Below are 12,751 nucleotides of genomic sequence, written 5' to 3'. Positions count from 1 at the left end.
CCCCACAGCAGATGTACCGCCTTCGGCCCGATTAGGGGCGTCATACAGACGCGCAGAAGCCCTGCTGGATTGCAGCAGGGCGCAGGGTGTTGAAGTGCTTGAAAACGGTGGTTGCGGGGGTTGGATTTGAACCAACGACCTTCAGGTTATGAGCCTGACGAGCTACCGGACTGCTCCACCCCGCGTCACCGATTTGCGGCGTCACGAGGCGCGAAGCCTAGAGACGCCAAAAGGGCTGCCCTTGTGGGGTCAGCCCTTTGACATATGAATGGGTTTTTTCCTCGCTCACCCACCAGCTATAATGCCTGGCGACGACCTACTCTTCCAACGCTTAAGCGTTAGTACCATCGGCGCTGTCTGGTTTCACGGCCGAGTTCGAGATGGGATCGGGTGGGTCACAGACGCTATGGCCACCAAGCAATAAAGCCAGTGGATGTGCGGGTTTAATCGATGCGATACGTTTAATTAGGCGTCGTAGATCTGGCTGGATGTCTTCCGACATCATCAAGCGCAGCACCTTTTCAGGCCTGTCGTTGATGGTGGGATTCATCAAGCATGATCAGAGTTATTAGGACTGGTTAGCTTCACGTATTACTACGCTTCCACACCCAGCCTATCAACGTGATGGTCTATCACGACTCGAAGATACCTTATCTTAAGGGAGGCTTCCCGCTTAGATGCTTTCAGCGGTTATCCCGTCCATGCATAGCTACCCAGCGGCACGCCTGGCGGCATGACTGGTACACCAGAGGCATGTTCACCCCGGTCCTCTCGTACTAGGGGCAACTCCTTTCAAGTATCGACGCCCACGGCAGATAGGGACCAAACTGTCTCGCGACGTTCTGAACCCAGCTCACGTACCACTTTAATTGGCGAACAGCCAAACCCTTGGGACCTGCTCCAGCCCCAGGATGTGATGAGCCGACATCGAGGTGCCAAACGATTCCGTCGATATGAGCTCTTGGGAATCATCAGCCTGTTATCCCCGGCGTACCTTTTATCCGTTGAGCGATGGCCCTTCCACGAGGGACCACCGGATCACTATGACCGACTTTCGTCTCTGCTCGACTCGTCAGTCTCGCAGTCAGGCAGGCTTATGCCATTGCACTCTCGCAGACGGTTTCCAACCGTCCTGAGCCTACCATCGCGCGCCTCCGTTACTCTTTAGGAGGCGACCGCCCCAGTCAAACTACCCGCCATAGAGGGTCCCTGATCCGGATAACGGATCTAGGTTAGATATTAGAAAACAACAGGGTGGTATTTCACAGGTTGGCTCCACTTGGACTGGCGCCCAAGTTTCAAAGCCTCCCACCTATTCTACACAGTTCTTTCCCAATACCACTCTAAAGCTGCAGTAAAGGTGCACGGGGTCTTTCCGTCTAACCGCGGGTACTCCGCATCTTCACGGAGAATTCAATTTCGCTGAGCATATCCTGGAGACAGTGGGGAAGTCGTTACGCCATTCGTGCAGGTCGGAACTTACCCGACAAGGAATTTCGCTACCTTAGGACCGTTATAGTTACGGCCGCCGTTTACTTGGGCTTCAATTCGGAGCTTGCACTCCTCCTCTTAACCTTCAAGCACCGGGCAGGCGTCAGACCCTATACGTCGTCTTGAAGCCGACTTAGCAGAGTCCTGTGTTTTTGATAAACAGTCGCTACCCCCTGGCCTGTGCCCCCCATCAAGAGTTGCCTCGAGATGGGGCCTCCTTCTTCCGAAGGTACGGAGGCAATTTGCCGAGTTCCTTCAGGATACTTCTCTCAAGCGCCTTGGTATACTCTACCTGACCACCTGTGTCGGTTTCGGGTACGGTCTATATGAAGAGGCTATTTCCTGGATCTGCTTGGCAGCCTGCCCAATCCAATAAGGACAAACTACTTCCACAAACCGTCACACATCTTCAGGCCCACGAATATTAACGTGGTTCCCATCGACTACCCCCTTCGGGCTCGTCTTAGGGGCCGGCTTACCCTACGCTGATTAGCATTGCGTAGGAACCCTTGGTCTTTCGGCGAAAGGGCATCTCACCCTTTTTATCGCTACTCATGTCAGCATTCGCACTTCCGATACGTCCACCGTCGGTTACCCTTCGGCTTCATCCGCTTACGGAACGCTCCGCTACCGCTCAGATCAAAGATCTGAACCCTAAGCTTCGGTGCATATCTTTAGCCCCGTTACATCTTCGCCGCAGGAACCCTTATTTAGACCAGTGAGCTGTTACGCTTTCTTTAAAGGATGGCTGCTTCTAAGCCAACCTCCTGGTTGTTTTGGGATTCCCACATGCTTTCCCACTTAGATATGACTTGGGGACCTTAGCTGTAGGTTAGGGCTGTTTCCCTTTTGACGACGGACCTTAGCACCCGCCGTCTGTCTGCTGGACAAGACTCGATGGTATTCGGAGTTTGGTTAGGTTTGGTACCGCTCGCGCAGCCCTAGCCCATCCAGTGCTCTACCCCCATCGGCATACATCCAACGCTCTACCTCAATAGATTTCGCGGAGAACCAGCTATTTCCCGGCTTGATTGGCCTTTCACCCCTAAACACAACTCATCCGAGCATTTTTCAACATGCAACGGTTCGGTCCTCCAGTGCGTGTTACCGCACCTTCAACCTGGTCATGCCTAGATCGCCGGGTTTCGGGTCTAATCCAACATACTCAGTCGCCCTATTCAGACTCGCTTTCGCTGCGCATACACCTAACGGCTTAAGCTTGCATGTTAGATTAAGTCACTGACCCATTATGCAAGAGGTACGCTGTCACCCCCCAAAGGGGCTCCAACTGCTTGTAAGCATTCGGTTTCAGGTACTATTTCACTCCCCTAATCGGGGTGCTTTTCACCTTTCCCTCACGGTACTTGTTCGCTATCGGTCACATACGAGTATTTAGGCTTGGAGGGTGGTCCCCCCATGTTCAGACAGAATTTCACGTGTTCCGCCCTACTCGAATCCTTTGTAATCACTTTCGCATACGGGACTGTCACCCACTATGGTCTCACTTTCCAGAGAGTTTTGCTAATTTATACAAAGGCATTGGCCTGGTCCGCGTTCGCTCGCCACTACTAACGGAATCTCGGTTGATGTCTTTTCCTCCGGGTACTGAGATGTTTCAGTTCCCCGGGTTCGCTTCACCAAGTCTATATATTCAACTTAGTGATACCTTATCCACCTCGTTCCGATCGTCCGAAAACAATCGAAAAGAAATGGTGAAGGTGGGTTTCCCCATTCGGAAATCGCCGGATCAAAGATTGCTCACATCTCCCCGACGCTTATCGCAGCGTGCCACGTCCTTCATCGCCTGTATGTGCCAAGGCATCCACCAAATGCTCTTACCTCACGCTTGAGAATCCACACCATCAACGACAGGCCTGCATAAAAGCCAGTCGCCTAATGATCGTGCGGAAGATATCTCAGCCAGATTATTACATCTAATTTGTGATGCATATCGAACAGACGCAAGATTGCTCTCACACCTGTAACGCTATGCGCCACGGCATCGATTAAAAACCCATTCACAATGTCAAAGATCGCGGGGCAGATCCCCGCTACTGACCGAAGTCAGATACGTTTACTTTTCACCCTGGAGATATTGAATATCTGGTGGAGCCTATCGGGATCGAACCGATGACCCCCTGCTTGCAAAGCAGGTGCTCTCCCAGCTGAGCTAAGGCCCCATAGATATAGGCGAACGCCTGTCGAAATGGTGGGCCGAGGAGGATTTGAACCTCCGACCTCACCCTTATCAGGGGTGCGCTCTAACCAACTGAGCTACCGGCCCATTTCGCACCAGCTGGCCAAAAAGGCCGCGGGCGGCGTGAGCCAGCTCAGGCAATACAACTCACGCTTTAACAGCGTAAGCTGATCTCCAGTGATGAAAGGACATGAGGACGACGGCAATGTTCTTTGAAAGCTTACGAAGCACTTCCGATGGCTAGCATCGGCGCTTTCGTAAAATTCCTTAGAAAGGAGGTGATCCAGCCGCAGGTTCCCCTACGGCTACCTTGTTACGACTTCACCCCAGTCGCTGATCCCACCGTGGCTCGCTGCCTCCTAAAAGGTTAGCGCACGATCTTCGGGTGAAACCAACTCCCATGGTGTGACGGGCGGTGTGTACAAGGCCTGGGAACGTATTCACCGCGGCATGCTGATCCGCGATTACTAGCGATTCCGCCTTCATGCTCTCGAGTTGCAGAGAACAATCCGAACTGAGACGACTTTTAGAGATTAGCGTACTCTCGCGAGTTAGCTGCCCACTGTCATCGCCATTGTAGCACGTGTGTAGCCCAGCTTGTAAGGGCCATGAGGACTTGACGTCATCCCCACCTTCCTCCGGCTTATCACCGGCAGTTTCCTTAAAGTGCCCAACTAAATGATGGCAACTAAGGATGAGGGTTGCGCTCGTTGCGGGACTTAACCCAACATCTCACGACACGAGCTGACGACAGCCATGCAGCACCTGTCACTGATCCAGCCGAACTGAAGGAAAGAGTCTCCTCTATCCGCGATCAGGATGTCAAAAGCTGGTAAGGTTCTGCGCGTTGCTTCGAATTAAACCACATGCTCCACCGCTTGTGCAGGCCCCCGTCAATTCCTTTGAGTTTTAATCTTGCGACCGTACTCCCCAGGCGGATAACTTAATGCGTTAGCTGCGCCACCCAAGCACCGTGTGCCCGGACAGCTAGTTATCATCGTTTACGGCGTGGACTACCAGGGTATCTAATCCTGTTTGCTCCCCACGCTTTCGCACCTCAGCGTCAATAATTGTCCAGTAAGTCGCCTTCGCCACTGGTGTTCTTCCGAATATCTACGAATTTCACCTCTACACTCGGAATTCCACTTACCTCTCCAATATTCTAGCCTTCCAGTTTCAAAGGCAGTTCCAGGGTTGAGCCCTGGGATTTCACCTCTGACTTAAAAAGCCGCCTACGCGCGCTTTACGCCCAGTAATTCCGAACAACGCTAGCTCCCTCCGTATTACCGCGGCTGCTGGCACGGAGTTAGCCGGAGCTTATTCTCTAGGTACTGTCATTATCATCCCTAGTAAAAGAGCTTTACAACCCTAAGGCCTTCATCACTCACGCGGCATTGCTGGATCAGGCTTTCGCCCATTGTCCAATATTCCCCACTGCTGCCTCCCGTAGGAGTCTGGGCCGTGTCTCAGTCCCAGTGTGGCTGATCATCCTCTCAGACCAGCTATAGATCGTCGGCTTGGTAGGCCATTACCCTACCAACTACCTAATCTAACGCGGGCCCATCTAAAGGCGATAAATCTTTGGTCCGAAGACATTATCCGGTATTAGCAGTCATTTCTAACTGTTATTCCGAACCTAAAGGCAGGTTCCCACGCGTTACGCACCCGTGCGCCACTCACCCCGAAGGGTTCGTTCGACTTGCATGTGTTAGGCATGCCGCCAGCGTTCGTTCTGAGCCAGGATCAAACTCTCAAGTTTGTGTCACGAACCAACCGGCATAATCCGAAGATCATCAACCGTTTAGCCCGAATTTTAGGAGCCGATACCTGCATTCAAACGTATTTTATGGATACATTTGAGACATGTTTAGTCTTGGCGTGTACCAAGATTAGGCATCGACTTAATTTAACAGGTTACCAAGGCCTAAAAGCCCTTGGACCTGGCGCCGTCGCCCACATGTCCCTTCATCATAAACTAACAATGTCAAAGAGCCGTCCAACATGCAAAAGCGGACAACAATGGTTCCCCGATTGAAAACCGGGGGCCGGTTGTCCGTTGATATTGGCGACCAACATGGTGGGGCGTTTGAACCGCCCGCTCCGTGTCGGTGAGAGGGCTTCTAGACACGACTCACATTCCCGTCAAACCCTTTTTGCAATTTTATTACAAAAGAAACTAGTTCGGAAAAAACCTATTAAAAACAGACCTATGTTAGGCCAGATTGTCGGATTCCTCGTGCACAGGAGATAAGAGAAAGTCGGCGGATTGACGAGAATCACATCCCTTGGCCCGAGACTCACAGACTTCAACGAGAAGTCGTGCGATCGATCGGCCGAAAGATTGGGCAGATTCTTCACTTTTAGGGGCTACGAACCCCATCGTGACTCGAGAAGGCCAGACAATCGCACCGGACGATACCGGATTCGCAGCGCGTGTGCGCAGTGCCCTTGCCTGGCGTTGGGGTAGCCAGGTGCTCGCCCAGGCGATCACCTGGACCTCTACCTTCATGGTCATACGTATATTGGAGCCGGCCGATTACGGTCTGTTTGCAATGTCGCAGGCAGTGCTGACGGCCCTCGCCTTTCTCAACGGCTATTCCTTTGCGACCTCGCTAGTGCAATCTCGCGAGATATCCGACCACCGGATCAGCCAGGTTTTCGGGATGCTGATCCTAGCCAACGTGCTGATCGCTGCGGCTCAGTTCATTCTGGCACCAGTTGCGGCGTCCTATTACGGGCAGCCATTGGTTGCTGATATGTTGCGCATTCAGGCAGTCATCTTTCTGGCCACTCCCTTTATAGCATTGCCATCGGCTCTGCTTGCCCGGCGCATCGAGTTTCGCAGCCAGGGCCTGGTGAATATGCTTTGCGCTTTGGCTGGCGCTTCGACAGCATTGATCATGGCCTGGTACGGGTTTGGCGTATGGGCGCTGGTGTTTGCGCCGATCGCGATGGCTGCAGTTCGCGCCATCGGTCTGACCATATCGGCGCGCCTTCTCGTCTGGCCGACATTTGATTTTCGCGGAGCCGGTGACGTCGTGACCTTTGGCGGTGCGCTAACCCTGTGCCAGCTGCTCTGGATCGTACAGAGCCAGAGCGACATCTTTATTGCCGGCCGGGCATTCGAACCGCATGACCTTGGCATATATACAACCAGCCTTTTTCTGGTGCTGATAGTGTCAGGCAAATTTCTGCCCCCGATCAATGAAGTCACGTTCCCGGCCATGTCCGAGCTATCAAAGGACGGCCTGCCGCTGGCGCCATTCTTTATCCGGATGATGCGAACCGTCGCGCTGGTTACCGCACCTATATATATAGGGCTCGCGCTGACCGCCGAAGCGACCGTCTTCACAATCATGGGAGACAAGTGGTCGGAGATGATCCCGATCATCGCTGGACTGGCTTTGGCCATGCCGTTTTTTGCGCTGCAAATCGTTTGCTCGCCTGCGACAAACGCGATCGGCCGTCCGCGTATATATGTTGCAACAAGCGCATTTGGCGCCTTGGTATTTCCAGCAGTCTTCCTGGTCGGAATAGCCAGCGGCCCAATGGGTCTCGTCCATGCATGGTGGGTCGCCGCCCCTTCGTTGCTCGCATTTACGCTCGTGCTCACTTTGCCCGCCATCGATGTCAAATTGTCGGACCTGATCCGGGAGCTTGCCCCGGTCGCCGCTGCTTGCACGGTTATGGCTGCCGGGGTTCTTGCCCTCGGGGCGTTTATCAGCCCCCTTCCGTACATTGTGCAGTTGGTGCTTCTCGCACTCGCTGGCGCGCTTCTCTATGGCGGGACACTGTGGCTTGCGTGGCCCCGCTTGCTGAAAGAAACATGGGCCATGATCCGCGAAGGCAAACAGGATCCAGTCGCCGCGGCTGTAGCGATCTGATCCGGCCGGCCACCCGCCGCCTCAATTTGGCGAGTCCGAGCGCGCGTGGTACACATCCGATGTAACTTATCGGAGTAACGCGATGTCTATCTTGGCGATGTTTGCAATGGGTATGGTGCCAGTGGCCGGGCCAGTACCGGACCAGCCAAGCGCGCTGCAATCCCCGCCTGTCGCAGACGCTGAACACGATGCTTCGGCCTATGAGAACGTCACAGCTGATGAAATAGTCGAAGGCAAGGCCGACTATTACGAACGGATGACTGTGCCGGTCACGATCGAGGGCGAAGGTCCTTTTCGCTTCATGATCGACACCGGGGCACAGGCGACCGTCGTGACCCGCGGGCTTACTGAAAGACTGAACCTTGCTCCGAATGGCGAGGCCATCGTGGTTGGAATGGGTAGCCGAGCGCCCGTTCAACTGGTCGAGTTGAACGGTTTGGAATTTGCCGAACGCATTCTCGACAATATTTCAGCGCCAATGCTGGAGGCCCGCCACATAGGCGCCGACGGCATACTCGGGCTGGACAGCCTCCAGGACCTGCGCGTGATGATCGACTTTCGCGCAGACACGATCTCCGTGAACGATGCCGAGGTTCTCGGCGGCAACCGCGGATATGAAATTGTCGTCCGCGCACGCCACAAGCTGGGCAGGCTCGTGATTACCAGCGCAGAGATAGATGGCGTCCGCACTGCGGTCATCATCGACACTGGCGCACAGAGCAGCTTTGGCAATATGAAGCTGAAACAGCGTCTGCGCGCGCGAAAACTGGAACAGCGGAGTTCGACAGATGTGAACGGTGCGGAGATTCTTGGCGATGTCCACGTAGCCAAAGGGCTCGAGATCCAGGATATGCAATTGAGCAATCTCGCGATCACTTTTACGGAAAGTCCCGCCTTCACCGCCCTCGGCTTAAATGGCCGCCCTGCACTGATACTCGGAATGCGGGACCTGCGCCTGTTTGACAGAGTGGCGATCGACTTTGCGACCCGGACAGTCCTGTTCGATCTCCCAGCCAATTCGCGCAGGCGCGCTCCGCTCCGGGGCAGCATTATGCCCTCGCGACTTTAGCGTCGGAACAGGGGTGAGGGGCAAGCGGCCCGGGAGCGGCAGAACTTCAAACCAAGAAATCCTCAGCGACCCGGGCTGCTCACCGCTTAATTATCAGTTGGGATTGTAGTACGCATAGCACCAGTTTTCGCACTGACGGACGGTTTGTGCGTCGGGCTGCCAGTCCTGACAATCCTGCATGCATTGAATAAACGCCTCATCATTCGCGTACTGCGCCTGAACTTGGGAAGCCGAAAATGCCATGACAAAGGCAAGTCCGGTAATTTTCATAGAAAGCTTCTTCATTTTGCGTCCCTTTCCTAGAATGCATCAAAGTAGATGCACGCCTTTTGTGGTTAAACCAAAATGATTTGGAAAGCTGACTTGTAAATATTCGAGACGATTTGAATTATTCAGGGGACGAGTTGATTGATAGCATACGCGGGAAGGCATTGACTCTATTTTGATACTGTGTCGACTCGAAGAAAGATCACCTTCGGCTGAGCGGGTGGTGCACCGTGCGCCCTGCCTCGCCAAGCTCCGGCCATTGCGGCAGGGTTCATTCATCTCCACATAACGGACTATGCCACCAGATCCCGCCACGCCAACGCCCGCCGACCATGACAGCTGGAGCACACTGAGGCGGTTTCTCCCTTACCTCTGGCCCCACAACAATCCCGGCTTGAAAAAGCGGATCGTGATTGCAGTCTTCTTTGTGCTGGCAGCGAAGGCCACCACTCTCGCACTGCCATTTGCCTATAAAAATGCCGTCGATACGATGACCACTCAGAATAATGAGGCTGTCATGGTGGCAATGGCGCTCGTTCTGGCATTCGTGCTCGGGCGCTTCACCAGCCTGGTGTTCGACAATTTGCGCAACATAACATTCGAAAGGGTGGGCCAGGACGCGACCCGTCAGCTGGCCGAGAATGTTTTTCAAAGCCTTCACAAGTTGAGCCTGCGGTTCCATCTGTCGCGGCGCACCGGCGAAATCACCAAGACGATCGAGCGCGGAACCAAGAGCATCGATTCCATGCTCTATTTCCTACTGTTCAACATTGCTCCGACTGTGATCGAACTGATCGCAGTGGGAGTGATTTTCTATATCAATTTCGGATGGGAGCTCGTCGCGGCCACCGGCTTCACCGTGGTTGCCTATATCGCGGTGACACGCTGGATCACCGAATGGCGGACCAAGCTGCGCAAACAGATGAACGATCTGGATGGGCGCGCGCTGGACCGGGCCGTAGATTCCCTGCTGAACTATGAGACCGTGAAGTATTTCGGCGCGGAAAGCCGCGAGGAAGAACGCTACGCCTCGGCGGCAAGGGCCTATGCGCAGGCTGCAGTGAAAAGCGAAAATTCGCTGGGCCTGCTCAACATCACCCAGTCGTTCATCACCAATGCGCTCATGGCAGGTGCGATGGCTTACACCGTCTGGGGCTGGAGCAAGGGGGAGCTGACAGTCGGTGACCTGGTCTTCGTCAACACCTACCTCATGCAGCTGTTCCGGCCGCTGGATATGCTTGGCTGGGTCTACCGCACGATCCGCCAAGGCCTGATCGACATGGCTGAAATGTTCCGGCTGATGGATACAGATGTCGAGGTCGAAGATCCGCCGAGTGCGCCGGCTCTGATAATCCGCCGGCCCACAGTTGCATTCGAAAATGTCGTTTTCGGGTATGAGCGGGATCGCACTATTCTGAACGGGTTGAGCTTCGAAGTCCCGGCCGGTGACAATATCGCCATCGTCGGCCCCTCAGGCGCGGGTAAATCAACCATCGCCCGGCTGCTCTTCCGTTTTTACGATCCGTGGTCGGGCCGCATCCTGATCGACGGACAGGATATCGCAACGGTCAAACAAGCGAGCGTGCGCGAAGCGATCGGGATCGTCCCGCAGGACAGCGTTCTGTTCAACGACACAATCGGTTACAACATAGCCTATGGCAAGGACGGCGCGGGAGAGGATGCTGTTCGCAGTGCCGCCCGCGATGCCGCGATCATGCCCTTCATCGAAGCATTGCCTCAGGGCTTCGAAACGGAAGTTGGAGAGCGCGGCCTCAAACTGTCTGGCGGAGAGAAACAGAGGGTTGCCATTGCGCGGACGCTGGTAAAGGATCCGCCCATCCTGATGCTGGACGAGGCTACAAGCGCGCTCGATAGCCGGACGGAACAGGACATTCTCGCCACGCTAGACCGTATCTCGCGCCACCGGACGACACTCTCGATCGCTCACCGCCTGTCCACCGTGGCAAGCGCGCACGAGATCCTAGTTCTCGATCAGGGTAAACTGGCAGAGCGGGGAACGCACACCGACCTGTTGAAGATGGATGGTCTCTATGCAGAAATGTGGGCGCGGCAACAAAACGAGGAATGATCCAAGTGCTGCCCATCGCGCGGTGATATTGCACAGTGATATTCGCTAGCCCGCCGAGGCAGCCAGCCGTTCAAGGATAGCCAATGCCTGCTCCGCATATTCTTCGGGTACGAAGATATGATCGTGGTGAAATGCGGCAACGACGTTGCAGGCGATTCCAGCATCCGCGAGCGCCGTCGACACGGCCGCTGTCAGCCCCACCCCGTCCAGCGCTGAATGCACCTGCAGAATGATCCGCCTGTAAGATGCAGCGGCCAAATCAGCCTCATGTGCGGCATCAGCTGGCACGATCAGGGACAACCCTTCTTCCTCGCGGAAAGTCGCGAGTGCACGCCGCATTAGCTCAATTGCCTGACCAGGGTTGCTGACCGTGACGAAACACCAGCGCACCTGGTCCAGCAGCGGCGACATTTGCGCGATCATGGCAGCCGGATCGCGGACCTGCGCCATCAGAGAATGTATTTGCTGAGGTCAGTATCTTCAGCAAGTTCAGACAGCCGCTCCCGCACATATGGTGCATCGATCACGATCGTTTCACCGGCGTGGTCTTCGGCTTCGAAGCTAAGGTCTTCCAGCAGCTTTTCCATGACAGTCTGCAGGCGGCGGGCACCAATGTTCTCGACGCTTTCATTCACCTGTGCGGCAATCTTGGCGACTTCGACGATCGCATCCTGGCTGATCTCGACCGTTACATCCTCCGTCCCGAGCAGCGCCTTGTACTGCGCAACCAGATTGGCGCGAGTTTCCGCAAGGATGCGGACGAAGTCTTCTTCGGTGAGAGCCCGTAATTCAACCCTGATCGGCAAGCGCCCCTGCAGTTCCGGCAACATGTCAGATGGCTTGGCGACGTGGAACGCGCCGCTTGCGATGAACAGGATGTGGTCGGTTTTCATCGGACCATACTTGGTTGCCACGGTCGTCCCTTCGATCAGCGGGAGCAGGTCGCGCTGGACCCCCTCGCGGCTGACGGAACCGCCGCGCACATCGCTGACTGCAATCTTGTCGATTTCGTCGAGGAACACGATCCCGTTGGTCTCTGCATTTTCCAGGGCGACGCGGGCTACATCGTCCTGATCCATTCGTTTCTCGGCCTCTTCTTCGACCAATTTGTCCCACGCGTCGGGGACCTTGAGCTTCCGGCGCTTGGCATTGCCCTTGCCAAAGGCTTTGCCCATCATGTCGCTCAGATCGATCATGCCGATATTGCCGCCCATGCCGGGGATATCCATGGGCATGGATGGCGCATCCTGCACCTCGATTTCGACTTCGGTATCGTTCATCGAATTGTCGGTGATACGCTCGCGGAAACTCTCACGGGTCGCCTCGCTCGCGTTCTCCCCGACGAGGGCATTCAGCAAACGGTCCATCGCCGCCTTGGACGCCGCTTCGCGCACAGCCTCGCGGCGGCGCTCTTTTTCAAGGCGGATCGCCTCTTCAGCCAGATCGCGGGCAATCTGCTCAACATCGCGCCCGACATAACCCACTTCCGTGAATTTGGTCGCCTCGACCTTTACGAACGGAGCCTCAGCCAGTTTTGCAAGACGGCGAGAAATCTCTGTCTTGCCGCAGCCGGTGGGGCCGATCATCAGGATGTTTTTCGGCGTGACCTCGTCGCGCAGTTCGTCGCCGAGCTGCTGGCGGCGCCAGCGGTTACGCAGCGCCACAGCGACTGCCCGCTTTGCGTCCTTCTGGCCGATGATGTGTTCATCCAGCGCGGCGACAATCGCCTTGGGGGTGAGTGCGTCGGTCATATT

At 55.2% G+C, this 12,751-nt stretch carries 6 protein-coding genes, 3 tRNA genes and 3 rRNA genes; 3 read left to right on the top strand and 9 right to left on the bottom strand.

Going from position 1 to position 12,751, the window contains the following annotated elements; translation table 11 throughout:
* Nucleotides 1-108 precede the first annotated feature (108 nt).
* The 6 genes from GRI43_RS13815 to GRI43_RS13790 all read right to left on the bottom strand — a co-directional run bounded on the left by GRI43_RS13815 (nt 109) and on the right by GRI43_RS13790 (nt 5,447).
* Nucleotides 109-185 (bottom strand) — tRNA-Met (locus tag GRI43_RS13815).
* A 118-nt stretch (nt 186-303) separates the two neighbouring features.
* Nucleotides 304-418, bottom strand: a 5S ribosomal RNA gene (gene rrf / locus GRI43_RS13810).
* A gap of 130 nt (nt 419-548) precedes the next feature.
* Nucleotides 549-3,340 (bottom strand): 23S ribosomal RNA (locus GRI43_RS13805).
* Between the two features lie 255 nt (nt 3,341-3,595).
* A tRNA-Ala gene (locus GRI43_RS13800) sits at nt 3,596-3,671 on the bottom strand.
* Nucleotides 3,672-3,698: 27 nt separating this feature from the next.
* Nucleotides 3,699-3,775: transfer RNA gene (locus GRI43_RS13795), tRNA-Ile, on the bottom strand.
* Nucleotides 3,776-3,959: 184 nt separating this feature from the next.
* Nucleotides 3,960-5,447: ribosomal RNA gene (locus GRI43_RS13790) — 16S ribosomal RNA — on the bottom strand.
* The 16S, 23S and 5S rRNA genes sit together here with 3 tRNA genes alongside, the layout of an rRNA operon.
* A 622-nt stretch (nt 5,448-6,069) precedes the next feature.
* Between GRI43_RS13790 and GRI43_RS13785 the strand changes: the two genes are divergently transcribed.
* The gene (locus GRI43_RS13785; protein WP_338090056.1) at nt 6,070-7,572 is read left to right on the top strand and encodes a lipopolysaccharide biosynthesis protein; all 1,503 of its coding nucleotides are present in this window, start codon (nt 6,070-6,072) and stop codon (nt 7,570-7,572) included.
* An 82-nt stretch (nt 7,573-7,654) separates the two neighbouring features.
* Complete coding sequence (locus tag GRI43_RS13780; RefSeq protein ID WP_160731644.1) at nt 7,655-8,641, top strand: aspartyl protease family protein; 987 nt, start codon at nt 7,655-7,657, stop codon at nt 8,639-8,641.
* Between the two features lie 93 nt (nt 8,642-8,734).
* Here the strand turns inward: GRI43_RS13780 and GRI43_RS13775 are convergent, their stop codons facing one another.
* A complete protein-coding gene (locus GRI43_RS13775) occupies nt 8,735-8,926 on the bottom strand; it encodes a hypothetical protein (RefSeq protein WP_160731643.1) in 192 nt (63 codons plus the stop codon).
* A 277-nt stretch (nt 8,927-9,203) separates the two neighbouring features.
* Here GRI43_RS13775 and GRI43_RS13770 point away from each other — a divergent pair, with 277 nt between their 5' ends.
* Nucleotides 9,204-10,997, top strand: coding sequence for an ABCB family ABC transporter ATP-binding protein/permease (locus tag GRI43_RS13770; RefSeq protein ID WP_160731642.1), 1,794 nt, complete (start codon nt 9,204-9,206; stop codon nt 10,995-10,997).
* A 45-nt stretch (nt 10,998-11,042) separates the two neighbouring features.
* Here the strand turns inward: GRI43_RS13770 and GRI43_RS13765 are convergent, their stop codons facing one another.
* A complete protein-coding gene (locus GRI43_RS13765) occupies nt 11,043-11,447 on the bottom strand; it encodes an ACT domain-containing protein (RefSeq protein ID WP_202391717.1) in 405 nt (134 codons plus the stop codon).
* Entirely contained in the window at nt 11,447-12,748 is a 1,302-nt protein-coding gene (gene hslU / locus GRI43_RS13760) for an ATP-dependent protease ATPase subunit HslU (RefSeq protein WP_160731641.1), read from the bottom strand. Before hslU ends, GRI43_RS13765 begins: the two co-directional genes overlap by 1 nt.
* Between the last annotated feature and the right edge of the window lie 3 nt (nt 12,749-12,751).

This window comes from Pontixanthobacter luteolus, from assembly GCF_009828095.1.
GTDB lineage: Bacteria > Pseudomonadota > Alphaproteobacteria > Sphingomonadales > Sphingomonadaceae > Pontixanthobacter > Pontixanthobacter luteolus.
The sequence above is the reverse complement of the archived record's forward strand: the minus strand, read 5'-3'. Positions and strand labels throughout refer to the sequence as shown.

Excerpts from the sequence above, each read along its gene's own strand:
- GRI43_RS13780 (WP_160731644.1), top strand. The coding sequence starts at position 7,655 with ATGTCTATCTTGGCGATGTTTGCAATGGGTATGGTGCCAGTGGCCGGG.
- GRI43_RS13775 (WP_160731643.1), bottom strand. The coding sequence starts at position 8,926 with ATGAAGAAGCTTTCTATGAAAATTACCGGACTTGCCTTTGTCATGGCA.
- GRI43_RS13765 (WP_202391717.1), bottom strand. The coding sequence starts at position 11,447 with ATGGCGCAGGTCCGCGATCCGGCTGCCATGATCGCGCAAATGTCGCCG.
- hslU (WP_160731641.1), bottom strand. The coding sequence starts at position 12,748 with ATGACCGACGCACTCACCCCCAAGGCGATTGTCGCCGCGCTGGATGAA.
- GRI43_RS13770 (WP_160731642.1), top strand. The coding sequence starts at position 9,204 with ATGCCACCAGATCCCGCCACGCCAACGCCCGCCGACCATGACAGCTGG.